We start from the raw sequence: 21,027 nt of genomic DNA on the forward strand, positions 1-21,027 counted from the left end.
CTAGCCGATGTTGGACAGCTTGAGCAGGTGGCGCAGGTCGTCCAGCACATGCTTGCCGTTGACCTTGCCGTCGTAGCGCAGCACCAGGTTGCCGTGCGGGTCGACGATCCACAGCTGCGGGCCAGGCTCGCCAACCTTCTGCGAGTAGTGCCGGACATCCAGCGGGTAACGTTGCAGTTGCGGGTACTCACGGCCAAGCAGCGCCTGGTAGTCGGCGCTCAGCGGCTGGGCGGCGGCCAACGCATGGCTGGCGCGGCTGGCATCGCGGCCCAGGCCGACCTGGATCTGCCGGGCCAGGTACACCAGGCGCTGGCAGTCTTCGGCGCAGGCCTCGGGCGCGCTGACCAGCAGCTGCCAGCGCTCGTCTTCACCTGCCACGCCGATATCGGCACGGCTTTCACCATTGCCGATCATGGCGCCGTGGTAGCTGCGGCCTTCCGGTACCCAGAACTTGAGCTTGTACATGCTGGTGGCCAGAATCATCGGCCCGAGCACCACCAGCAAAATCAGCAATAGCTGCAAACGCCCGCGGGCTCTGGGTTTGCCACGTTCAGGCACGTCCAGTGGAGTGGCGGTGGCCATGGCGTTTCTCCTTGTTGTGGTGCCAGCCGAAGTAGAGGTAAAGCAGAACCAGCGCAGTCGCCAGGGCAAACCACTGCACGGCGTACCCCAGGTGTTTTTCCGGGCCCATGGCAACCACCGGCCATTCCAGCCGGTAGGTTGCCGGGCCGGGCTCCAGGCGCAACTCATGGGCATAGCCTTCGCGGCCTAGCTGTGGCCATAGCTGCGCGGCATCAACGGCAGTAAGCAGATGGGGCCATTGGCCACCTTCAGGGTCGGGATGCAGCTGAAACGTGCTGCCGGGTGATACGTAGACTGAAGCGTCCAGTGCCAAGGCGTTGGAGGGGGTATCGAAATGCACCGGCACGCGACGGTCTGGCCATGGCAGCCAGCCGCGATTGACCAACAGCCACAGGCCGCTGGGCTGGTCATGGAAGGGTTGCAGCAGTTCGACACCGGCCTGGCCGTCGCGCATGCGGTTGTCCAGCAGCAGGCTGTGTTCGGCGTCGAAGCGGCCAAAGAGGTGCACGCGGCGGAAGGCGTTGTCTTCGTTCGATGCCAGCTGAGCCGTGGCGATTGGCGCGTCGACCCGCCGCTCGGCATAGGTGGCCAGCAGCACGCGCTTTTCCTCGGCGCGGCCCAGTTGCCAGCAGCCAAGCGCAATCAGGCCCGGCAGCAGCGCAAGCACCACCAGGGTCGGTACCCAACCTGGGCGAAACGGCCTCACGGGCGCCTCGCTATACTTATCCACATCACCGCATCCCCCCGGAGTAGCGCCATGCTCAAGGCCGCGATTGTCCTGATGCTGTTGGCCACGATTGCCAGCCTGTTCAGTGGCCTGGTGTTTCTGGTCAAGGACGATGAAAACTCGACCCGTTTGCTGAAAGCGCTGACCGTGCGGGTGACCCTGGCGGCCCTGACCATCGGCCTAGTGGCCTGGGGCTTTATCAGTGGTCAGCTGGTTTCACATGCTCCCTTCTGACATTCACATCTAACCCTGTGGGAGCCACTGTCTTGCACAAACCTAAAAGCTGACGCTCCCACAGGGTTCTCTATTCGCCTTCAAAGCACATATACAAAGATGAACAACCCCACCCACACCACATCGACGAAGTGCCAGTACCAACTGGCCGCCTCGAAGCCGAAGTGTTTATCCGGGTTGAAATGCCCACGCAAAATGCGCACGAACATCACGATCAGGATGATCGTGCCCAACGTCACGTGGGCGCCGTGGAAGCCGGTCAGCATGAAGAACGTCGCCCCGTAGATCCCCGAACCCAGCGTCAGCCCCAGCTTGGTATAGGCCTCGTGGTACTCGTAGGCCTGCAACGTAATGAAGCTGATACCCAGAAGAATGGTCAGCGTCATCCAGAATTTCAGCGGTCCTCGGTGATCACGGCGCAGCGCATGGTGCGCGATGGTGATGGTCACACTGGAACTGACCAGCAGGATGGTGTTGATCAGCGGCAGGTGCCACGGGTCGATCACTTCCTTGGGCGGCGGGAACAGTTTCGGGTCGGGCGTGTGCAGCAGCGGCCAGGTGAATTCGAAGGTCGGCCACAGCATGTGCGCAACCCCTTTGGCCCCTTCGCCCCCCAGCCAAGGCCCGGCCAGCACTCGCACGTAGAACAGCGCACCGAAAAAGGCCAGGAAGAACATCACCTCGGAGAAGATGAACCAGCTCATGCCCCAGCGGAACGAGCGGTCCAGCTGCGGGCTGTACAACCCCGCGCGGCTCTCCTTAACCACAGCGCCGAACCAGCCGAACAGCATGTAGGCCAGGAACAATGCACCCACGAAGAAAATCAGCGGCCCGTGCGATTCCGGGTGGCCGGCCTTCATGTCATTGAACCAGGTGCCCAGGCCGAACACCGTGATGAACATGCCGATGGTGGCGATGATCGGCCACTTGCTCTGCGCCGGGACGTAGTAGTGCTCATGACTTGCCATTGCTGTTCTCCTTCCCTTAACGGGCGCCCTGGACGTCCTGGGCCGCAACATGCGCGACCGGCGGGTGGCGAGCGGTGATGTCGAACAAGGTGTAGGCCAGTGTCAGGTGCTTCACGCTGGCCGGCAGGTCGCGGTCGACGATGAAGCGCACCGGCATCTCGATGCGTTCGCCGGGCTGCAGCACCTGCTGGGTAAAGCAGAAGCACTCGGTCTTGTGGAAATACGCCGCGGCCTCGGCCGGGGTAATGCTGGGTATCGCCTGCGCACTCATCGGCCGGTCGGTCGGGTTGTGGGCAATGAAAATCATCTGGTTTACCGCACCCGGGTTGACCTCCAACTGGTCAGCCGTTGAGTAGAAGTCCCAGACCATGTCGCTGGCATTGGTCGACATGAACTGCACCCGCACCGAACGCGACGGGTCGCTGACCTGGCTGCCTTCGTATTGCCCGCCAGTCTTGCCGTTGATGCCAAACGCCTTGCACATCACGTCGTAGATCGGCACCAGGGCGAAGCCGAAGGCGAACATCACCACCGTCAGCATCAGCAGGCGCGTTACCAGGCGTTTGAGCGACAGGCCGTTCATGGCGGGCTTCCTATTTCACTTCCGGTGGCGTCTGGAAGGTGTGGTAGGGCGCAGGCGAGGGGATCGACCACTCCAGGCCCTCGGCACCATCCCAAGGCTTGGCCGGTGCCGGCGCGCCGCCACGGATGCACTTGATGACGATGAACAGGAAGAAGATCTGCGTGGCGCCGAACATGAAGGCCCCGATCGACGACACCATGTTGAAGTCGGCGAACTGCAGGTTGTAGTCCGGAATGCGCCGTGGCATGCCGGCCAGCCCCACGAAGTGCATCGGGAAGAAGGCCATGTTCATGCCGATGAACGATAGCCAGAAGTGCAGCTTGCCGAGGGTTTCGTCGTACATGTGGCCGGTCCATTTCGGCAGCCAGTAGTAGGCCGAGGCAAAGATGCCAAAGATCGCCCCGGGCACCAGCACGTAGTGGAAGTGTGCGACCACAAAGTAGGTGTCGTGGTACTGGAAGTCTGCCGGGGCGATGGCCAGCATCAAGCCGGAGAAGCCGCCGATGGTGAACAGGATGACGAAGGCGATGGCAAACAGCATCGGCGTCTCGAAGGTGAGCGAGCCTTCCCACATGGTGCTGACCCAGTTGAACACCTTCACCCCGGTGGGCACGGCGATCAGCATGGTGGCGTACATGAAGAACAGTTCGCCCACCACCGGGATGCCGACCACGAACATGTGGTGGGCCCAGACGATGAACGACAGGAAGGCAATCGCGCCGGTGGCGTACACCATCGAGGTGTAGCCGAACAGCGGCTTGCGCGAGAACGCCGGGATGATCGAGCTGACCGCACCGAAGGCCGGCAGGATCATGATGTACACCTCGGGGTGGCCGAAGAACCAGAACACATGCTGGAACAGCACCGGGTCACCGCCGCCAGCGGCACTGAAGAAGCTGGTGCCGAAATGGATGTCCATCAGCATCATGGTCACCACACCCGCCAGCACCGGCATCACCGCAATCAGCAGGAACGCGGTAATCAGCCAGGTCCAGACGAACAGTGGCATCTTCATCAGGGTCATGCCGGGGGCACGCAGGTTGAGGATGGTGGCGATCACGTTGATCGCGCCCATGATCGAGCTGATGCCCATCAGGTGGATGGCAAAGATGAAGAAGGTGACGCTGGCCGGTGCATAGGTGGTGGACAGCGGGGCGTAGAAGGTCCAGCCAAAATTCGGCCCGCCGCCAGGGCTGAACAGGGTCGACACCAGCAACAGAAACGCCGCCGGCAACAACCAGAAGCTGAAGTTGTTCATGCGTGGCAGGGCCATGTCGGGCGCGCCGATCATCAACGGGATCATCCAGTTAGCCAGGCCGACGAAGGCCGGCATCACCGCACCGAACACCATGATCAGGCCATGCATGGTGGTCATCTGGTTGAAGAACGCCGGCTCCACGATTTGCAGCCCGGGCTGGAACAGCTCGGCGCGGATCACCATGGCGAACGAGCCGCCAAGCAGGAACATGAGGAAGGCAAACCACAGGTACATCGTGCCGATGTCTTTGTGGTTGGTGGTCAGCACCCAGCGCATCAGGCCCTTGGCCGGGCCGTGCGCATGGTCATGGCCGTGGGCGTGGTCGTCGATCACTGTGCTCATGTCCTGTCTCCTGCAACCCATTGATTGCCGCGAGTAACCCGGTTCACTTGGCTTCTGCCTGCTTCAGCGCCAGCACGTCCTTCGGCGTGACCATGTCGCCCTTGTTGTTGCCCCAGGCGTTGCGCTCGTAGGTCACCACGGCGGCAATGTCCACTTCCGAGAGCTGCTTGCCGAACGCCGCCATGGCGGTGCCTGGCTTGCCGTGGAAGACGATGCTCAAGTGGCCTTCCTTCGGCCCGGTTGCGATCTTCGAGCCCTTTAGCGCCGGGAACATCGGCGGCAGACCCTGGCCTTCGGCCTGGTGACAGGCCACGCAAGTGGTGTGGTAGACCTTGTCGCCACGCTCTACCAGTTCTTCCAGGGTCCATTCCTTGCTGGTCAGCTCCTTGAGCTTGGCGGCTTCGGCTTTGCGCTCACCCAGCCAGGTGTCGTAGTCGGCCTTGGATTTCACCTCGACCACCACCGGCATGAAACCGTGATCCTTACCGCACAGCTCGGTGCACTGGCCACGGTAGATGCCGGGCTTTTCGATACGGGTCCAGGCTTCGTTGACGAAGCCGGGGATGGCATCGCGCTTGACCGCAAAAGCCGGCACCCACCAGGAGTGGATAACGTCGGCGGCTGTTACCAGGAAGCGCACTTTGACACCTACCGGCAGCACCAGCGGTTGGTCGACTTCGAGCAGGTAGTGCTCGTCTTTGGGGGCCTTGTTGTGAATCTGGTCAGCGGGGGTGGCCAGGTTGCTGAAGAACTCCACGTCCTGGCCCAGGTATTTGTAGTGCCACTTCCACTGGTAGCCGGTGACCTGAATGTCGATGTCCGACTCGCTGGCGTCGTAGATGTCGATCAGGGTCTTGGTGGCCGGGATGGCCATGGCCACCAGAATCAGGAAGGGCACCACGGTCCAGAGGATTTCCACCCAGGTATGCTCGTGGAAATGCGCGGCCTGCTGGCCGGTGGAACGGCGGTGGATGACCATCGACCAGAACATCGCGCCGAATACCACGATGCCGATGATCACGCAGATCCAGAAGATGGTCATGTGCAAGTCGAAGACGGCGTTGGAGACATCCGTCGCCCCCGGGTGCATGTTCACGGTCCAGGCCGCATTGGCCTGACCAAAAACCGACCACAACAGGAGGCCCATCCAGACATGTGGATGTCGCATCATTGCGGGTTCCCCTTCTAATTCTTGTTGTCCCGGAGGCGTGGCCTGCGGCAAGAGGGAACGGCGGTCAAGACTGCCTGGCTTCGACGACCGAGCCCCTGCTAAAAGCAGTCGGGCCTCATCAACGAATCACGTTCACCGGGAGTATAGACAGCGACCAATGGCACGCAATGAAGCCTGTGAAATGAAGTTCACGAAATGGCCAAATTGCCTGAAAACCGCACGCTTGAGAGGGTATGGCGCAATAATGGCACCTTGATATACCTGAGAGCGCACACGTTTGCGAAATTTATAACAAATAGGTCTTAGGTATTCTGTATACCGAGCTAATTTAGTGTCTTCCGTTTGAAACGTAATGTCCCTGGAGTTGTCATGAACATCGCTGCTGTACGCGAGCAGGTAAGCCAAGCCCATCAACACGAAGGCCAGACTGGCCAATTGAAACAGCGTCTCGAGCTGCAACTGCCCCACCTGCACCCCTCGATCCAGCTGCCCGAGCAGGACGCCCAGGGTACTTTGGCGCGCTTCGTCAGCGCCTACATCGACCAGGTACCGGAACTGCTGGAGGCCGCACATGCGGTTGCCCGCGAGGCCGGGATCGAGTCGCAGATCAAACCGGTACTGAAAATTGCCGAAGCCTACTTCCTGCAGCCGCCCAGTGTGATGGAAGGGCATGTGGGCCTGGACTGCCTGCTGGACGAGGCCTATCTGGCGCACCGGCTGGTGGAGGAAGTGAATGACTTGTACATCCGTCACTTCCAGCAGCCGCTGATCCCGGTCGACACCACCGTCGCCAACCTGATTGCCCACCAGTTGATCGGCGAGGAATTTGCCAACCAGCTGGATGAAGTGGTGCATCACTCGGTTGACGAAATGCTCAATGACGAGAGTTTTGCGGTGGAGTCAGTGGAGGCTTATCGCGAGAAGCTAAGCAGCCCGGCGACCGGCGAGGCGTGGAAGCGCTGGCCGTGCCTGTCTCGGCAGCTGGGTGTCGAGCTCGGCCAACCGGCCTGATTATCCTGTTCCGGCCTCTTCGCGGGCACGCCCGCTCCCACAGGTTCTGCGCTGGTTTGAGCTAAAGCGCAATCCTGTGGGAACGGGCGTGCCCGCGAAAGGGCCAGATCAGACAACTAATCCCTCGGCTCTATGCCCCAACCCCCGCAGTAGTGCGCAATCGCCCCTCGATCCGCCGCTTCAACCGCCGCTGTTCTATCAGCAACCGCGACCCATTGGCCGCATTACTGCGGTTCCAGTCCTCCAGCAGCTCAAGGCACGAATGGTCGATGTAGCTCAGGTTACCCAACGGCACATGCAACGTAGTGCCCGCCGGTACGGTATCCAGCACCTGGGTCAGCGCCGGCACCTTCAGGAACGTTGCCGCACCACTTAACCGCAGCTCCATATGCCCAGCCTTCTCCAGGCCCACCAAGTTGATCTTCAGCCGCGCCGCCTTGAACGCCAGTTTCAGCAAAGTCAGGGCAAAGCCCAGCAGCACGCCGGTCAGCAGGTCGGTAAAGATGATCGCCAGCGCTGTCGCCGCGTAGGTAAACATCGGCATGCGGCCATAACGGCCCAAACCTCGAAACGCCTTGAAATCAACCAGCTTGACCCCGGTGAACACCAGCACACCCGCCAGACTCGCCACCGGAATCTGCTGCAGCACGCTGCTCAACACCACCACGAACGCCAGTAGCCACAAGCCATGGAAGATCGCCGATGCCCGTGTCTGTGCCCCCGCCTGCACATTGGCCGAGCTGCGCACGATCACACCCGTCATCGGCAAAGCACCCAACACACCGCAGAGCATGTTGCCGATCCCCTGGGCCGACAACTCACGGTTGAAGTCCGAGCGCTGGCCGCTGTGCATGCGGTCCACCGCCGCAGCCGACAGCAGGGTTTCCGCACTGGCAATGAAGGCCAGGGCGAAGGCAGCGACCAGCAGGGTAGGGTCGGCCAGCTGCATCAGGTCATCCGGGCGGATCCAGTCGATGGCCTGGGAAAGGTCTGCCGGTACTTGCACTCGGTTGACCGGCAAGGCCAGCCACATACTGATGCCGGTCATCGCCGCAACACCCAGCAGGGCACCCGGGACGAAGCGCAGCCGCTGCGGCCGCAAGCGCTCCCAGCCCCACATGATGGCGATGGTACCCAGGCCCAGCGCACCGGCCATCCAGCCGGTACCGGCGCTTTCCTGTGGCAGGGCTGCGGCCACGGTTGCCGGGAACTCCACCAGGTTCTGCATACCGGAAGGCTGGGGCGCGGTGTCGAACATGACATGCACTTGCGACAGCACGATCAGCACGCCAATCCCCGCCAGCATGCCGTACACCACCGCTGGCGCAGTAACGCGGAACCAGCACCCCAGGCGCAGGCGCCCGGCCAGCAGCTGCAGCACCCCGGCCAACAGCAAAATCGGCCCAAGCATGGCCATGCCATGTTGGCGCACCAGCTCGAACACCAGCACTGCCAGGCCGGCAGCCGGGCCGCTGACTTGCAGCGGCGAACCGGCGAGGAAACCCACGACAATGCCGCCGATAATGCCGGTAATCAGGCCTTTGGCCGGCGGCATGCCCGAGGCGATCGCAATGCCCATACACAACGGCAAGGCCACCAGAAAGACCACCACCGACGCCAACAACTCACGCGGCAGGGCCGCTTTCAACTGTGTAATGTTCACCGTGTTTCTCCATTCTCAGTCACACGGCCATTCCCCTGGCCGTGGGCACGTTTGCCCCTGACGAGCGCGCAGGCGCGGGCCGCCAGCGAGCGTGCCGGCAGGGCAGTCAGGGAATTCAAGGCAGCAGAAGGCCGTGCCACACCCTGAAGGGTGCAGCCGGCTATCAAGGTTCTAGCGGTGGATGGGTCGCTTAGTAGCGGCCTCTCGGGGTAGCGCAGGGGACCGGCTCGCCAGCAGCCAGGGGCAGGAAGCTGTCGCTGGCGGCATCGTAAGCTTCGATCTTGCTGGTCTCGATGTCGTAGACCCAGCCATGGATGTACAGCTCACCGGCTGCCAGGCGCGAGGCAACCGAAGGGTGGGTACGCAAGTGATGCAATTGGGCGATGACGTTTTCCTTGGTCAGTACCTGCATCGTCTCGTGTTCGCTACCGCACGAGCAGTTGTTCTCGACCACGGTACGCGCCACTTCTGCATGGCGTAACCAGGCGGAAACGGTTGGCATCTTGGTCAGCGATTGCGGGTTCAGTACCGCACGCATTGCGCCGCAGTCGGAGTGGCCACACACGATGATGTGGTGCACTTTCAGTGCAAGTACGGCGTACTCGATCGCACTCGATACACCACCATTCATCTGGCCATAAGGCGGTACCACGTTACCGACGTTACGGGTCACGAACAGGTCGCCTGGCGAGCTCTGGGTGATCAGCTCGGGGACGATGCGCGAGTCGGCACAGGTGATGAACATGGCGCGTGGCGTTTGCGCGGTGGCGAGCTTCTTGAACAGCTCTTGCTGCTCGGGGAAGACGTCATGGTGAAAGCGCAGGAAGCCGTCGACGATGTGCTTCAGGGCAGCATCGGCGCTTTCCGCGGGGACCTGCGGGACGACCTTGGATGGGTCCTTGACGGGCATGATTCATCCTCTTGACGGTGTGTAGGTAAATCCATTTTACCGGTGAAAGATTCTGGCTATGCAGGGATTTAGATGACACGCACGGGCCATTGATCACAGTCGGTGTGGACTGATTTACTACGCTAGCGGGGAAACCTTAACTGAAACTTAATTCGAAGGCTCTAGAACGGGCGTTCCAGACAAGAAAGGCGGGATCTGGATAATAGCAAAAAAGCATCAGTTGCCAATATGGATTAGCAAAATTATTGGGTGTTATTAGCTGAGTTGCAGCCATCAGAACAACGCCATCTGGCCCCCCGGTGGGCAGAATGCCGAGCAATCCAGTGCCTGCGCTTCCCGCCCCTCAAAGTTCAGCCGCTTCATGGCCTTGGCAAAACGCTGGGCCAACAGCTCGGCAAACACCCCTTCACCGCGCATGCGGGTACCAAACCGGCTGTCGTACAGCTCGCCGCCCCGGCTCTGGCGGATCAGGCTCAGTACATGCGCCGCCCGTTGCGGGTAATGGTCCTGCAGCCACTGCTCGAACAGTGGCGCCACTTCCAGCGGCAGGCGCAGCATCATGTAGGCCGCGCTCTGCGCGCCGGCTTCCCTGGCAGCCTCCAACAGGCGTTCCAGTTCGCTGTCGTTGATCATCGGAATCATCGGCGAACACAACACACCCACCGGCACACCCGCTTCGCGCAATACCCGGATGGCCCTCAACCGGGCGCCGGGAGAGGCCGCGCGTGGCTCCAGCACCCGCTTGAGATCATCGTCCAGCGTGGTCAGGCTGATCATTACCCGCGCCAGGCGCTGGCGGGCCAGCTCGGCCAGCAGGTCGAGGTCACGCAACACCAGCGAACCCTTGGTGACAATGGTCACCGGATGGCGAAAACGCAGCAATACCTCAAGCAGGCGCCGGGTGAGCATGTGCTCCCGCTCGATCGGTTGGTAAGGATCGGTATTGGAGCCCAGGTTGATCGGCGCGCACACGTAGCCCGGTTTGCTCAATTGTTGCGCAAGCACCTCGGCGGCGTTGGTCTTGGCAATCAGCTTGGTCTCGAAATCGAGGCCGGGGGAAAGGTCCCAATAGGCGTGCGAGGGGCGGGCATAGCAGTAGATGCAACCATGCTCGCAGCCACGGTAAGGGTTGATGGAACGATCGAAGGGCAGGTCTGGCGAGGTGTTACGACTGATCACCGACTTGGCGGTCTCGACCCGCACTTCAGTGCCTTGCGTCTGTGGCACTTCCTGGTACCAACCATCATCCACTGCCACCGAATGGCTCGGGGCAAAGCGGTTATGGGGGTTGTGCGCCGTGCCACGGCCCTTTTGCGGTGCTGGCGGAATCATGGCTCACCTCTATACTGTATCTATATACAGTATAATGCGCGCCAGAATCTTTCCAGCACCTCTGGTCTGGCTACTTCAGGCCATGCCAGCTCAGGTACGCTGCCTGGTCAGATTGCCGACCAAGGAACACCTTGATGCCTTCGCGCAATGGGCGCGATGCGCCTGGGGATAACAGCGCATCCTGCAGGGCCTGGCCCGTGGTCCGGTTCAGCAGGCCCTCGGCCTCGAAGCGCGTGAACACGTCAAAGGCATGCACATCCGACCACAGGTAGGCGTAGTAACCCGCATCGTAACCATTCACCAGGTGGTCGAAGGATCACGGATCATGCGCTCGATCCCTTGCTCATGCGCCAGTAGCACATGGTCGAAAGCCGCACGCATGTTTTCAAGGGTGACGGAAGGGTAATCGACGGGGATGTGGCTAGCTTGCAGCAGGGGGTTGTCCATGGCGCGTCACTTTGCTCGTGGAAAGGAGCAAGAGAGCGTGCATGGCCAGCGTAGGCCAGCAGGCCTGACTATCTACCACCCGGGCCTTGCACCCGGGTGGCACCACAGCATTACTCAGCCGGTTTCTTCAGCTTCGGATTCGGGAAGAACTGCACCGTCTGTACCTTGGCCGGCGAAGCCTTCGGCGCCAGGTGATTAACCCGGGTGCCAAGCTCCTTGGGCACCGAAAGCCCCTGCTCGTTGAGGGTATCGGTGAAGCCACAGGCAACACACTCGCGGTGCGGGGTGTCGTCTTCGCTCCACATCATCAGCTTGTCAGGCTCGCTGCACGCCGGGCATACCGCCCCAGCAATGAAGCGTTTCTTGGTCTTGATCACGGCTACCTCGCTCATGCTGCAGCGCTCTCGGTGAGGCCACTGTGGCGCAGCAACGCATCGATGGAAGGCTCACGCCCACGGAAGTCGACAAACAGCTCCATTGGCTCGCGCGAACCACCACGGGCCAGGATCGCCTCACGGAACGCGCGGCCAGTTTCGGCATTCAGCACGCCTTCTTCCTCGAAACGCGAGAAGGCGTCGGCCGACAGCACTTCAGCCCACTTATAGCTGTAGTAGCCGGCTGCGTAACCGCCCGCGAAAATGTGCGCAAAGCTGTTAGGGAAGCGGTTGTACGCCGGTGGGCGCATCACCGACACCTCGTCGCGCACCCCTTCGAGCACCTGCAGCACACTGCGGCCGTCGCCATGGGTGGCATGCAGTTCGAAGTCGAACAGCGAGAACTCCAGCTGGCGCACCATCATCATGCCCGACTGGAAGTTCTTCGCCGCCAGCATCTTGTCCAGCAGGTCCTGGGGCAGGGGGGCGCCGGTTTCGTAGTGGGCGGAGATCAGCGCCAGGCCTTCCGGCTCCCAGCACCAGTTTTCCATGAACTGGCTCGGCAGCTCGACCGCGTCCCAGGCCACGCCGTTGATGCCGGAGACACCGGCATGCTCGATGCGGGTCAGCATGTGGTGCAGGCCATGGCCGAACTCGTGGAACAGGGTGGTGACTTCATCGTGGGTCAGCAGTGCCGGCTTGCCGGGTGCGGCCGGGGTGAAGTTGCACACCAGGTTGGCCACCGGGCTCTGCAAATCACCAGCGGCAGTGCGACGACGGTCACGGGCGCCGTCCATCCAGGCGCCGCCGCGCTTGTTGGCGCGGGCGTACAGGTCGAAGAAGAAGCGACCGACGTGCTGGCCGTTTTCCTTGATCTCGAACAGGCGCACATCCGGGTGCCAGCTGTCGAAGCCCTTGAGCTCCGCGATTTCGATGCCATACAGGCACTGCACGATACTGAACAGGCCGTTCAGCACCTTGTCGATCGGGAAGTAAGCACGCAGGGCTTCCTGCGACACGCTGTAGCGTTGCTCGCGCAGCTTCTCGCCAAAGTAGCCGGCGTCCCAGCTGGCCAGCTCAGGGCAGCCTTGATCGGCGGCGTAGGCCTTCAGCTGTTCCAGGTCCTGGGCGGCAAACGGCTTGGAACGCTTGGCCAGGTCACGCAGGAAGTTCAGCACCTGGTCGCTGGACTCGGCCATCTTGGTGGCCAGGCTCAGCTCGGCGTAGTTCTTGTAGCCCAGCAGCTCGGCCAGCTCCTGGCGCAGGCCGAGGATTTCCTGCATCACCGGGCCGTTGTCGAACTGGCCGGCGTTCGGGCCCTGGTCCGAGGCGCGGGTGCAGTAGGCGGCGTACAGCTCTTCGCGCAAAGCGCGGTCGCTGGCGTAGGTCATGACTGCGTAGTAGCTGGGGAATTCCAGGGTGATCAGCCAGCCGTCGAGGCCCTTGGCCTGGGCCGCGGCGGCCATCTGCGCCTTGGCCGAGTCGGTCAGGCCAGCCAGCGCGGCTTCGTCGGTGACATGCTTGGTCCAGGCCTGGGTAGCATCGAGCAGCTGGTTGGAGAAGCGGCTACCCAGCTCGCTGAGCTTGCTCTGCACTTCGGCGTAACGCTGCTGCTTGTCTGCCGGCAGGTCGATACCCGACAGGCGGAAGTCACGCAGGGCGTGCTCGAGGATAGTCTTCTGCGCCACGTCGAAGCTTGCGGCTTGCGGGCTGTCGATCAAGGCCTGGTAGGCTTCGAACAGCGCACGGTTCTGGCCCAGTTCGGTCGAGTAGGCGCTCAACGCCGGCAGGCATGACTCATAGGCCTCGCGCAGTTCAGCGCTGTTGCACACCGCATTCAGGTGGCTGACCGGGCTCCAGGCTGCGCCCAGGCGGTCGTTCAGTTCATCCATGGCCAGCACCAGGCCAGCCCAGGTGGGGTGCTTGCCCTGTTTTTCGAGGATCTCGGCAATGGCTTTACGGTTGTCGGCCAGGATCGCTTCGATCGCCGGCAACACGTGTTCGGCACGGATTTGCGAGAAGGGCGGCAGATCGTGGGATTGCAGAAGCGGGTTGTTCGCAGTCACGGTTTGGATACCTTGGCAGAAGAAACACTGCCCCATCTTAATTACAATCGACGCCGACCGCAGCAGGCAGCCTGCCTATCGGCACAGATGAGAGACGCTATCATGGCCATCCGAAGCTTCCAGCAACACACTCCGAAAGTTGGATCACGGGCCTTTATCGACCGTTCGGCGGTAGTGCTGGGCGATGTGGAGATTGGCGAAGACAGCTCGGTCTGGCCGTTGACCGTGGTGCGCGGCGACATGCACCGCATCCGCATCGGCGCACGCACCAGCGTGCAGGATGGCAGCGTGCTGCACATCACCCATGCCGGCCCTTTCAACCCGGACGGTTTCCCGCTGATCATCGGCGACGAAGTGACCATCGGCCACAAAGTGATGCTGCACGGCTGCACCCTGGGCAACCGCATCCTGGTCGGCATGGGCAGCACCATCATGGACGGCGCCATCGTCGAGGACGAAGTGATCATCGGCGCCGGCAGCCTGGTGCCGCCCGGCAAACGCCTGGTCAGTGGCTACCTGTACATGGGCAGCCCGGTGAAACAGGCGCGCCTGCTGAATGACAACGAGCGCGCCTTCTTCTCCTACAGCGCCGGCAACTACGTGAAGCTCAAGGACCAGCACCTGGCCGAAGGCTACGACCAACCGGAATGATCCCGATTACCGAGACGAACATGTACCAGCAAAACATCCTTTTCGACCTCGACGGCACCCTGACCGACCCACGCCTGGGCATCACCCGCTCGATCCAGTACGCCCTGGCCAAGCTGGGTATCGATGAACCGGACCTGACCCGCCTGGAGCACTTCATTGGCCCACCCTTGCTGCAAGCCTTCATGCAGTTCTACGGCTTCGACGAAGCCAAGGCCTGGGAGGCGGTGAACTTCTACCGGGAGCGCTTCCGCGTCACCGGCCTGTACGAGAACCTGGTGTTCCAGGGTGTGCCGGAGTTGCTTGAAGCCCTGAACGGGCAAGGCCGCACGCTGTACATCGCCACCTCCAAACCCTGGGAGTTCGCCCGTGAAATCGCCCGGCACTTCGCCTTCGACCACCACTTCAAGGTGATCTACGGCAGCGAGCTGGACGGCACCCGCACCAACAAGGTCGAGCTGATTCGCCACCTGCTGGACGAAGAAGGGCTGGACCCGGCACAGACGCTGATGATCGGCGACCGCAAGCATGACCTGATTGGCGCGCGCAGCAATGGCGTGCAGGCCGTGGCAGTAGGGTATGGGTTTGGTAGCCAAGAGGAGTTGAAGGCGGAAGAACCGGCCTACCACTTTGCGACCTTGGCCGAAATGCATCAGGCATTTCTCAAGGCTTGATGGCCCTGGGGGCTGCTTTGCAGCCCATCGCGGCCCCAAAATCTCACTGGTTAACCATCAAGCGCTGCAACGCCGCCTTCCTGTCAGCAATCGGCAACCGCCCCAGTTGCTCGACCCGCTCATAAAACCGCCCCCAATCCCTGCCCACCTCGCGGAACAGCGCCTCAAACGCCGGCACCCATTGGTCATAAAGCCCGAACGGCAACAATTTGGCATTGTTCAGCGGCCCATACACCCAGACGTCATAGCGTTTGTCACCCCCCCACTGGCCATCACGCACCTGCCGGTACTCGCGCCTCAAGCGCTCGAACTCGGCCCGCTTGGCCTGCCGCTTGTGCGCTTCATCCAATGGGCCAGCATAGATCGCCTGCAGCCGGTCACGGCTGGCCAGCACCAGCCGGATGAACTGCTCACGCGGCTGTCCCTGATCCCCGCCAATGGCGGCAAGCCCACGCGCCACGCGCCATTGCCGCGTGCCTTCCTGCTCGACGAAGGAGGCAAACGACTCGTTGAACTCGGTGTCGTTCTGCACATAAAAGCGCTGGTGAGCCAGTTCATGGAAGATCAGCGTGGCCAGGCGCTCGTCGCCCCAGCCCACCATCGAAGAGAGAATCGGGTCATCGAACCACCCCAGCGTCGAGTACGCCTCCACACCGCCAACGTACACATCCAGCCCGTCTTGCCGCATCAGCGCCGCCGCCCCACGGGCCGCGCCTTGCTGGTAGTAGCCGCGATACGCCACGCACCCCGCAATCGGGAAGCAGTGCGTAACAGGCTGCAACGACAACTCGGGCGTGGCAAAGACGTTCCACACCACATAAGGCCGGCCAATGTCGGCGTACACCCGGTAGCTTCGGTTATCCGGCAGCTTCAGCTGCTGGCTGGCGAAGACCCGCGCCTGTTCAGCGTGCGCCAGGTGCGTTCGTAATTGCGGGGGCGTCGCCGGGTCGGCTATCACCTGCGCGACAGGCTGTCGTGCACGCAGCAATTGCCACTGCCCCTCAGCCAACTGCCCATAGTAGGCAACGCTGCTGCAACCGTTCAGCAGGAGCGCGGCCAGCAGGGGAACCAAACGAATGAAAACGCGGTCGAGTGCCCCAGGGCCTGAGCGCTGCATAGGAAAAAGTCGAAGCATCCGGGACTGTCTGACTCGCTCAAGGCCGATTCACTCCAAGACTATCTCGCCAAGGGGGAGTTTCGCCATGCGTGCATTGTTGGTCGCCGGTTCACTGTTGCTGCTTTGTGCCTGTTCAACGTTGCCAGACCCGGACCCGAACCAGGCCTGGATCGACCTCACCCCCTACGACAACACGTCGCTGCACGCCGTGCAGGTCGACGAACGAGAGTGGGTCGACAGCCGCTATTTTGAGGTACCACCTGGCAGCCACGAGCTGACCGTGCGCTACCAGTTTCCGGTTACCCCCAGCAATATCGGCCCGGTCGATGAGCCGCTGTGGCGCGATTGCCAGGTCAAGCTGACCTTCAAGGACTTCAGCGCCGGGCAGCGCTACCAGCTGCAAGCCGGCAGCATTGGCTTCCGCCCCTGGATCAAGCTTTACGACCAGCAGCAAAAACTGCTCGGCCAAGGCCTGCCTGCAGGCTGCCAACGCACCTGAACCCCGCAAACGGCGCTATGCTTGTACCGTGTACATCGCAAGTGGGAGTCTTGCCATGCGCCAGCCCATGATGCTGATCGCCCTCAGTGCACTGGGGGCTTGCGCCAGCCCCTTGCCGCCCGTCGACCCCAAGCAGGCCTGGGTCGACCTCTACACCATGACCCCCGGCCGGGTGATCATGGCCGACCGCCTGGACGGAAAACGCCTGGAGGATGGCCGTTACTTCCAGGTAACGCCCGGCAAGCACGAACTGGTGGTGCGCTTCGACTATGAGATCTACTCCGGCGGCATCATGAGCCAGCCCCGGGACCGCACCTGCTACCTGACCGTGCGCTTTGACAACTTCAAGGCCGGCGAGCGCTATCGCCTGGAGGCACGGGCTCCGGTGATGGAGCCGCAGGTGCTGCTGTACGACGCCAGCCGCAAGGTGCTGGTGAACGAGCCTAGCGAAGTGTTCTGTATTCCGTGAAAGCCGGGGCTGCCAGGCAGCCCCGGGTCTCAAAGCTACTGGTCATTCTTTTGGTAGATGATCTTCTTCGTCCCGCCATCGCAGGTCCCGACCACCATATTCGGGTCCTTGACCTCGCTGTTGGGCACGATCTCCAAGGTGTAGGAAGGCACGCCCTGCGCCTGGATCTTGGCCTCGATCTCGGCTTTCAGCTCCTCGCACGGTTTCACTGCCGCCAACGTGGAGGTGGCAACCAGGGAAGCCAACACGGCGATTGCTACGCGAATCATGGAACGGCTCCTGAAGAGGCAGCGTGCTGCCGACGCTGGTTAGACTACAGCAAACCGCCACCGTTGCGCCGCTTCAGCCAACCAGCGCGGCATCCAGGCTGATCTTCGCGTTCAGCACCTTGGACACGGGGCACCCTTCCTTGGCCTTGTTGGCTATCTCCAGAAACTGCGCTTCGCTTGCACCAGGCACCTTCGCCCTGAGCACCAGATGCACGGCGGTAATGGCAAACCCATCGGGCAGCTTGTCGAGCGTCACTTCGGCAGCGGTGTCGATCCGGTCGGCAGTAAGCCCGGCTTCGCCCAGCATCATCGACAATGCCATCGAAAAACAGCCCGCATGCGCTGCACCAATCAACTCTTCCGGGTTGGTGCCCGGCGAGCCTTCAAAACGGGTATTGAAGCCGTAAGGGTTCTGCTTGAGCGCGCCGCTTTCGGTAGAAAGCAGGCCGGTGCCGTCCTTCAGGCCACCTTGCCAGATCGCTGATGCTGTCTTTTTCATGCTGCCTCCTAGTCTTTCGGTTACGAGCTTATGGGTTCAGAGGCCTGTCGCCTGCAGCAAGTTCAGACCAATCGCACGGCAAGCATTGAATCCCCCGAATGTGCCCATACAGAGTTGAAAAGGCCGCTGGCCAACCACCTTTGCGGAGGCTCCAATGACGCAGCTGCGTGACCTGAAGATTTCCACCCTCGACCTGGTGCCCGTGCGCGCCGACGCCGGCCCGGCGCAATCGCTGCGCAATTCGCTGGACCTGGCGCAACACGTCGAGCGCTTTGGCTACAACCGCTTCTGGGTGGCCGAGCACCACAACATGGACGGCATCGCCAGTTCGGCCACCTCGGTGCTGATCGGTTACCTGGCCGGGGGGACGTCGACCATTCGCGTGGGCTCAGGTGGAGTGATGCTGCCCAACCACGCGCCACTGGTAATCGCCGAGCAGTTCGGCACCCTGGCCAGCCTGTACCCCGGGCGAATCGACCTGGGACTGGGCCGTGCACCAGGTTCCGACCAGATGACGGCTTACGCCTTGCGCCGCGACCGCGCCGGTGGCCCGGACGACTTCCCTGACGATGTCGAGGAGCTGTCGCGCTACCTCGGCCCACGCACCGATGATCAAAAAGTGATCGCCGTACCGGGGCATGACACCGACGTACCCCTGTGGTTGCTGGGCTCCAGCCTGTTCAGCGCCCAGCTGGCCGGGATGCGCGGCATGCCCTATGCCTTCGCCTCGCACTTCGCACCGCGCTACATGCACGAGGCCATCCGCGTTTACCGCAACCACTTCAAACCATCGACCACGCTGGACAAGCCGTATGTGATGCTGGGCATCCCCATGGTGGTGGCCGAAACCGATGAAAAGGCCGAGTACCTGGCTACCTCGGTTTACCAGCGCATTCTGGCGCTGATTCGCGGGCAGAGCCTGATGCAAAAGCCGCCGGTCGAAAGCATGGATGGATTGTGGCTGCCCCATGAGCGGGATGCTGTGGGCAGCTTCCTGGGCCTGGCGATGATCGGCAGCCCGCAGAAGGTACGGGCCAAGGTGGAGGTGCTGCTGCAGCAAACCGGAGCGGATGAGCTGATCTTTACCTGTGACCTGTATGAACATGCAGACCGGGTGAGATCTTATGAGCTGTTGGCGCAGGCCTTGAAGACCGCATGAACTTCTTCGCGGGCTTGCCCGCGAAGAATCCAGCACAGTTAGCCGCGGCGGTACACAATCTCCTTGGTACCGGCCTCGCAGCTACCAATTACCTTGCCCGCCGGGTCCCCCTTGTTGACGATCTCCAGGGTGTACCCCTTCACGCCCTTGGCATCGAGCTTGGCCGCAATCTCCGCCTTCAGCTCTTCGCACGGCTTGCCCGCCGCCATGGCACCGCCAGCCAGGGTCATCAGGCCCAGGGCCAGAATCAGTTTGTTCATCGATCGCTTTCCTTGTGCAGATGAAATCAGAAAGGGCGCCCGCCAAGGCGCCCCCTTCCTAAATACCCCATCAAGACGGGATCATCTACCCCGGCGCAACATCAGCTGTTGGCGATACGGAAACCGACTTTCAGCGTGACCTGGAAGTGCGCGGCCTTGTTATCGCGGATATGGCCACGGGTATCGACCACCTCGAACCACTCCAGGTGCTTGATGCTCTTGCCCGCTTCGGCCAGGGCATTGTTGATCGCCTCTTCGATGCTGGTAGGCGAAGACCCCACCAGTTCGATCTTCTTGTACGTGTGATGATCGGTCATGAGCGCTCTCCTTGGGTGACGATGAAATTGAGCCTAGCAGCGCAGGCCTGGTTTATCTGCGAACCGTCACCCATGCACAAAGTTCGATCGCACTTTCACGCAAGCCAACGGTCGCACTTCTTACAGCCCATACTGCAAAGGAGAGTCAACATGCACCGTAATTCGCTGCGTAAAACGTCCCTGGAAAGCATGGAAGCGGAGATCGAGAGCCTTCTGAAAAGCCTGGAGAACCTCAAGCACGATGCGTCGGAAGAGTCCCAGAAGTCGGTGAAGGCAATCCGCAGCAACGCTGAAAGTGCCCTTCGTCATTCGCGCAGCCTGCTGAGCGATGCCTACGAAGAGGTGAAACAGCGCACCCGTCAGACCGGCATCGCCACCCGCGACTACGCCCAGGAACACCCGTACACCACCGCTGGCGTGGCCATTGGCGCACTGGGCCTGCTGGCGGCCTACCTGATGTGCAAACGCAACTAGGCGCTCTGCCGCGCCAATTCGGCACGTAGCCACTGCGCCAACTGCTCGGCGCGCCCGTCTGCGGCGCGCCTGGGCACCCACAGCGCCAGCGCGGCAGGCGTAGGGGAAAAGCCCCACGGCGCACTCAAGCGGCCCGCACGCAGGTCATCAGCGACCAATGGCTGTGGCGCAATCGCCACACCCAAACCTGCCACAGCGGCTTCCAGCAAGTAATACAGGTGCTCGAACGCCTGGCCATAGTGAATGGTTGCAGGGTCCAGCCTCTGTTCCAGCGCCCAGGTGGGCCAGGCCTGCGGGCGCGAGGTGGTGTGCAGCAGAGCTTCACCCAGCAACGCCTTGGCGGGCGCCCCCTGCAAGCGTTCAAAGCCGGCGTAATGGGGGCTCACCACTGGCCCGATACGTTCCTCGGCCAGTACATACACCTGCATGTCCGCAGGCCACGGCGGCTCGGCATACACCAACAGCGCGTCCAGCCCGGGTCGTCGCGGGTCGAGGTCTCCTTCACCCGCCGACAGGTGCAGGCGCAGCTCGGGCAAATCCGCCTGTAGCCGCCCCAGCCGTGGGATGAACCAGCGCGCCAGCAGGCTACCGGAGCAACCCAACACGAACGGCGCTTCGCTGACATCACGGCTGAGCTCGGCACACACGCTGCGCAGCCGGTCGAAGGCTTCGCCACTGGCATCGCGCAGGCGCACCCCGGCATCTGTGAGTTTGATGCCGCGCCCGTCCTTGACGAACAGGGCCACGCCCAAGTGCTCTTCAAGCACCTTGATCTGCCGGCTGACGGCACCGTGGGTAACATGCAGGGCTTCGGCCGCCTGGCTGACACTGTTCAGCCGGGCGGTGGCTTCGAATGCCCGCAGTGCGTTGAGGGGAGGGAGGTCGTGGGCCATTTTACCTGTGAGTTTTTCTGACAAGTTTGCGCAATCTTATCGGTTTTCAGCCGGGCTTGCCGTGGTTAGAGTAAAGCCCAT

At 61.9% G+C, this 21,027-nt stretch carries 26 protein-coding genes and 1 pseudogene; 8 read left to right on the forward strand and 19 right to left on the reverse strand.

The features are described from left to right. Together ACF8MI_RS24125 and ACF8MI_RS24130 are read right to left on the reverse strand one after the other, a co-directional pair. Positions 1-582, reverse strand: a complete 582-nt coding sequence (locus ACF8MI_RS24125; RefSeq protein ID WP_200928924.1) for a hypothetical protein — start codon at positions 580-582, stop codon at positions 1-3. Then, positions 551-1,288: an SURF1 family protein gene (locus tag ACF8MI_RS24130; protein WP_182408723.1), complete on the reverse strand. Its 738-nt coding sequence runs from the start codon at positions 1,286-1,288 to the stop codon at positions 551-553. The genes ACF8MI_RS24125 and ACF8MI_RS24130 overlap by 32 nt, the downstream gene beginning before the upstream one ends. 51 nt (positions 1,289-1,339) lie before the next feature. Here ACF8MI_RS24130 and ACF8MI_RS24135 point away from each other — a divergent pair, with 51 nt between their 5' ends. Further along, complete coding sequence (locus ACF8MI_RS24135; protein WP_003258925.1) at positions 1,340-1,543, forward strand: twin transmembrane helix small protein; 204 nt, start codon at positions 1,340-1,342, stop codon at positions 1,541-1,543. An 80-nt stretch (positions 1,544-1,623) separates the two neighbouring features. Here ACF8MI_RS24135 and ACF8MI_RS24140 read toward each other — a convergent pair whose 3' ends face one another. The 4 genes from ACF8MI_RS24140 to coxB are packed head-to-tail and all read right to left on the reverse strand — an operon-like array spanning position 1,624 to position 5,865. Further along, on the reverse strand, positions 1,624-2,511 hold the full coding sequence (locus tag ACF8MI_RS24140) for a cytochrome c oxidase subunit 3 (RefSeq protein WP_060499836.1): 888 nt from the start codon (positions 2,509-2,511) through the stop codon (positions 1,624-1,626). A 16-nt stretch (positions 2,512-2,527) separates the two neighbouring features. Further along, positions 2,528-3,094, reverse strand: coding sequence for a cytochrome c oxidase assembly protein (locus tag ACF8MI_RS24145; RefSeq protein WP_016712829.1), 567 nt, complete (start codon positions 3,092-3,094; stop codon positions 2,528-2,530). A gap of 10 nt (positions 3,095-3,104) precedes the next feature. Further along, positions 3,105-4,694 (reverse strand): cytochrome c oxidase subunit I, encoded by a 1,590-nt coding sequence (gene ctaD, locus ACF8MI_RS24150; protein WP_104833654.1) that lies wholly within the window; start codon positions 4,692-4,694, stop codon positions 3,105-3,107. A 43-nt stretch (positions 4,695-4,737) separates the two neighbouring features. Then, the gene (coxB, locus tag ACF8MI_RS24155; RefSeq protein ID WP_200928923.1) at positions 4,738-5,865 is read right to left on the reverse strand and encodes a cytochrome c oxidase subunit II; all 1,128 of its coding nucleotides are present in this window, start codon (positions 5,863-5,865) and stop codon (positions 4,738-4,740) included. A gap of 369 nt (positions 5,866-6,234) precedes the next feature. Here coxB and ACF8MI_RS24160 point away from each other — a divergent pair, with 369 nt between their 5' ends. After that, positions 6,235-6,876, forward strand: coding sequence for a hypothetical protein (locus ACF8MI_RS24160; RefSeq protein ID WP_060499839.1), 642 nt, complete (start codon positions 6,235-6,237; stop codon positions 6,874-6,876). Between the two features lie 130 nt (positions 6,877-7,006). Here ACF8MI_RS24160 and ACF8MI_RS24165 read toward each other — a convergent pair whose 3' ends face one another. The 7 genes and pseudogenes from ACF8MI_RS24165 to prlC form a co-directional block, all read right to left on the reverse strand. Then, positions 7,007-8,539 (reverse strand): SulP family inorganic anion transporter, encoded by a 1,533-nt coding sequence (locus ACF8MI_RS24165; RefSeq protein WP_392517921.1) that lies wholly within the window; start codon positions 8,537-8,539, stop codon positions 7,007-7,009. A 190-nt stretch (positions 8,540-8,729) separates the two neighbouring features. Next, the gene (locus ACF8MI_RS24170; RefSeq protein ID WP_060499841.1) at positions 8,730-9,449 is read right to left on the reverse strand and encodes a carbonic anhydrase; all 720 of its coding nucleotides are present in this window, start codon (positions 9,447-9,449) and stop codon (positions 8,730-8,732) included. Positions 9,450-9,722: 273 nt separating this feature from the next. Then, complete coding sequence (locus ACF8MI_RS24175; RefSeq protein WP_104833657.1) at positions 9,723-10,781, reverse strand: PA0069 family radical SAM protein; 1,059 nt, start codon at positions 10,779-10,781, stop codon at positions 9,723-9,725. Between the two features lie 70 nt (positions 10,782-10,851). After that, a pseudogene (locus ACF8MI_RS24180) lies at positions 10,852-11,097 on the reverse strand (M3 family metallopeptidase); the annotation flags it as partial. Then, positions 11,079-11,228 (reverse strand): hypothetical protein, encoded by a 150-nt coding sequence (locus ACF8MI_RS24185; protein ID WP_156342164.1) that lies wholly within the window; start codon positions 11,226-11,228, stop codon positions 11,079-11,081. The pseudogene ACF8MI_RS24180 and the gene ACF8MI_RS24185, both read right to left, overlap by 19 nt. 110 nt (positions 11,229-11,338) lie before the next feature. Beyond that, the gene (locus tag ACF8MI_RS24190; protein WP_060499843.1) at positions 11,339-11,620 is read right to left on the reverse strand and encodes a YheV family putative zinc ribbon protein; all 282 of its coding nucleotides are present in this window, start codon (positions 11,618-11,620) and stop codon (positions 11,339-11,341) included. Next, a complete protein-coding gene (prlC, locus tag ACF8MI_RS24195; RefSeq protein ID WP_223625205.1) occupies positions 11,617-13,668 on the reverse strand; it encodes an oligopeptidase A in 2,052 nt (683 codons plus the stop codon). The genes ACF8MI_RS24190 and prlC overlap by 4 nt, the downstream gene beginning before the upstream one ends. Positions 13,669-13,770: 102 nt before the next feature. On the opposite strand from prlC, the gene ACF8MI_RS24200 reads away from it, so the two are divergent. After that, complete coding sequence (locus ACF8MI_RS24200) at positions 13,771-14,319, forward strand: gamma carbonic anhydrase family protein (protein WP_016712820.1); 549 nt, start codon at positions 13,771-13,773, stop codon at positions 14,317-14,319. A gap of 20 nt (positions 14,320-14,339) precedes the next feature. After that, the gene (locus ACF8MI_RS24205; protein WP_060499873.1) at positions 14,340-14,990 is read left to right on the forward strand and encodes an HAD family hydrolase; all 651 of its coding nucleotides are present in this window, start codon (positions 14,340-14,342) and stop codon (positions 14,988-14,990) included. A 43-nt stretch (positions 14,991-15,033) separates the two neighbouring features. On the opposite strand, the gene ACF8MI_RS24210 is transcribed toward ACF8MI_RS24205, so the two are convergent. Continuing rightward, on the reverse strand, positions 15,034-16,107 hold the full coding sequence (locus tag ACF8MI_RS24210; protein WP_392517925.1) for an aminopeptidase: 1,074 nt from the start codon (positions 16,105-16,107) through the stop codon (positions 15,034-15,036). Positions 16,108-16,192: 85 nt separating this feature from the next. Here ACF8MI_RS24210 and ACF8MI_RS24215 point away from each other — a divergent pair, with 85 nt between their 5' ends. Both ACF8MI_RS24215 and ACF8MI_RS24220 read left to right on the forward strand, forming a co-directional pair. Then, on the forward strand, positions 16,193-16,606 hold the full coding sequence (locus ACF8MI_RS24215; RefSeq protein WP_104833660.1) for a hypothetical protein: 414 nt from the start codon (positions 16,193-16,195) through the stop codon (positions 16,604-16,606). A 55-nt stretch (positions 16,607-16,661) separates the two neighbouring features. Beyond that, positions 16,662-17,075, forward strand: a complete 414-nt coding sequence (locus ACF8MI_RS24220) for a hypothetical protein (protein WP_104833661.1) — start codon at positions 16,662-16,664, stop codon at positions 17,073-17,075. 35 nt (positions 17,076-17,110) lie between these two features. Here ACF8MI_RS24220 and ACF8MI_RS24225 read toward each other — a convergent pair whose 3' ends face one another. Continuing rightward, complete coding sequence (locus ACF8MI_RS24225; protein ID WP_060499848.1) at positions 17,111-17,344, reverse strand: DUF1161 domain-containing protein; 234 nt, start codon at positions 17,342-17,344, stop codon at positions 17,111-17,113. A 73-nt stretch (positions 17,345-17,417) separates the two neighbouring features. Then, complete coding sequence (locus ACF8MI_RS24230) at positions 17,418-17,843, reverse strand: OsmC family protein (RefSeq protein WP_016712814.1); 426 nt, start codon at positions 17,841-17,843, stop codon at positions 17,418-17,420. Positions 17,844-17,997: 154 nt separating this feature from the next. Here ACF8MI_RS24230 and ACF8MI_RS24235 point away from each other — a divergent pair, with 154 nt between their 5' ends. After that, a complete protein-coding gene (locus ACF8MI_RS24235; RefSeq protein WP_392517927.1) occupies positions 17,998-19,002 on the forward strand; it encodes an LLM class flavin-dependent oxidoreductase in 1,005 nt (334 codons plus the stop codon). A gap of 38 nt (positions 19,003-19,040) precedes the next feature. On the opposite strand, the gene ACF8MI_RS24240 is transcribed toward ACF8MI_RS24235, so the two are convergent. Together ACF8MI_RS24240 and ACF8MI_RS24245 are read right to left on the reverse strand one after the other, a co-directional pair. Next, positions 19,041-19,262 (reverse strand): DUF1161 domain-containing protein, encoded by a 222-nt coding sequence (locus tag ACF8MI_RS24240; protein WP_019098081.1) that lies wholly within the window; start codon positions 19,260-19,262, stop codon positions 19,041-19,043. Between the two features lie 101 nt (positions 19,263-19,363). Beyond that, the gene (locus ACF8MI_RS24245) at positions 19,364-19,579 is read right to left on the reverse strand and encodes a dodecin (RefSeq protein ID WP_003253076.1); all 216 of its coding nucleotides are present in this window, start codon (positions 19,577-19,579) and stop codon (positions 19,364-19,366) included. Between the two features lie 150 nt (positions 19,580-19,729). Between ACF8MI_RS24245 and ACF8MI_RS24250 the strand changes: the two genes are divergently transcribed. After that, the gene (locus ACF8MI_RS24250) at positions 19,730-20,053 is read left to right on the forward strand and encodes a YqjD family protein (protein ID WP_016712811.1); all 324 of its coding nucleotides are present in this window, start codon (positions 19,730-19,732) and stop codon (positions 20,051-20,053) included. Here ACF8MI_RS24250 and ACF8MI_RS24255 read toward each other — a convergent pair. Next, the gene (locus tag ACF8MI_RS24255; RefSeq protein WP_060499850.1) at positions 20,050-20,946 is read right to left on the reverse strand and encodes a LysR family transcriptional regulator; all 897 of its coding nucleotides are present in this window, start codon (positions 20,944-20,946) and stop codon (positions 20,050-20,052) included. The genes ACF8MI_RS24250 and ACF8MI_RS24255 overlap by 4 nt on opposite strands. Positions 20,947-21,027 lie beyond the last annotated feature (81 nt).

This window comes from Pseudomonas sp. yb_9, assembly GCF_043103635.1.
GTDB lineage: Bacteria > Pseudomonadota > Gammaproteobacteria > Pseudomonadales > Pseudomonadaceae > Aquipseudomonas > Aquipseudomonas monteilii.

Excerpts from the sequence above, each read along its gene's own strand:
- ACF8MI_RS24135 (WP_003258925.1), top strand. The coding sequence starts at position 1,340 with ATGCTCAAGGCCGCGATTGTCCTGATGCTGTTGGCCACGATTGCCAGC.
- ACF8MI_RS24210 (WP_392517925.1), bottom strand. The coding sequence starts at position 16,107 with ATGCAGCGCTCAGGCCCTGGGGCACTCGACCGCGTTTTCATTCGTTTG.
- ACF8MI_RS24125 (WP_200928924.1), bottom strand. The coding sequence starts at position 582 with ATGGCCACCGCCACTCCACTGGACGTGCCTGAACGTGGCAAACCCAGA.
- ctaD (WP_104833654.1), bottom strand. The coding sequence starts at position 4,694 with ATGAGCACAGTGATCGACGACCACGCCCACGGCCATGACCATGCGCAC.
- ACF8MI_RS24170 (WP_060499841.1), bottom strand. The coding sequence starts at position 9,449 with ATGCCCGTCAAGGACCCATCCAAGGTCGTCCCGCAGGTCCCCGCGGAA.
- ACF8MI_RS24205 (WP_060499873.1), top strand. The coding sequence starts at position 14,340 with ATGTACCAGCAAAACATCCTTTTCGACCTCGACGGCACCCTGACCGAC.
- coxB (WP_200928923.1), bottom strand. The coding sequence starts at position 5,865 with ATGATGCGACATCCACATGTCTGGATGGGCCTCCTGTTGTGGTCGGTT.
- ACF8MI_RS24235 (WP_392517927.1), top strand. The coding sequence starts at position 17,998 with ATGACGCAGCTGCGTGACCTGAAGATTTCCACCCTCGACCTGGTGCCC.
- ACF8MI_RS24215 (WP_104833660.1), top strand. The coding sequence starts at position 16,193 with ATGCGTGCATTGTTGGTCGCCGGTTCACTGTTGCTGCTTTGTGCCTGT.
- ACF8MI_RS24255 (WP_060499850.1), bottom strand. The coding sequence starts at position 20,946 with ATGGCCCACGACCTCCCTCCCCTCAACGCACTGCGGGCATTCGAAGCC.
- ACF8MI_RS24245 (WP_003253076.1), bottom strand. The coding sequence starts at position 19,579 with ATGACCGATCATCACACGTACAAGAAGATCGAACTGGTGGGGTCTTCG.
- ACF8MI_RS24200 (WP_016712820.1), top strand. The coding sequence starts at position 13,771 with ATGGCCATCCGAAGCTTCCAGCAACACACTCCGAAAGTTGGATCACGG.
- ACF8MI_RS24230 (WP_016712814.1), bottom strand. The coding sequence starts at position 17,843 with ATGAAAAAGACAGCATCAGCGATCTGGCAAGGTGGCCTGAAGGACGGC.
- ACF8MI_RS24250 (WP_016712811.1), top strand. The coding sequence starts at position 19,730 with ATGCACCGTAATTCGCTGCGTAAAACGTCCCTGGAAAGCATGGAAGCG.
- ACF8MI_RS24140 (WP_060499836.1), bottom strand. The coding sequence starts at position 2,511 with ATGGCAAGTCATGAGCACTACTACGTCCCGGCGCAGAGCAAGTGGCCG.
- ACF8MI_RS24175 (WP_104833657.1), bottom strand. The coding sequence starts at position 10,781 with ATGATTCCGCCAGCACCGCAAAAGGGCCGTGGCACGGCGCACAACCCC.
- ACF8MI_RS24220 (WP_104833661.1), top strand. The coding sequence starts at position 16,662 with ATGCGCCAGCCCATGATGCTGATCGCCCTCAGTGCACTGGGGGCTTGC.
- ACF8MI_RS24185 (WP_156342164.1), bottom strand. The coding sequence starts at position 11,228 with ATGGACAACCCCCTGCTGCAAGCTAGCCACATCCCCGTCGATTACCCT.
- ACF8MI_RS24160 (WP_060499839.1), top strand. The coding sequence starts at position 6,235 with ATGAACATCGCTGCTGTACGCGAGCAGGTAAGCCAAGCCCATCAACAC.
- ACF8MI_RS24225 (WP_060499848.1), bottom strand. The coding sequence starts at position 17,344 with ATGATTCGCGTAGCAATCGCCGTGTTGGCTTCCCTGGTTGCCACCTCC.
- ACF8MI_RS24240 (WP_019098081.1), bottom strand. The coding sequence starts at position 19,262 with ATGAACAAACTGATTCTGGCCCTGGGCCTGATGACCCTGGCTGGCGGT.
- ACF8MI_RS24190 (WP_060499843.1), bottom strand. The coding sequence starts at position 11,620 with ATGAGCGAGGTAGCCGTGATCAAGACCAAGAAACGCTTCATTGCTGGG.
- ACF8MI_RS24145 (WP_016712829.1), bottom strand. The coding sequence starts at position 3,094 with ATGAACGGCCTGTCGCTCAAACGCCTGGTAACGCGCCTGCTGATGCTG.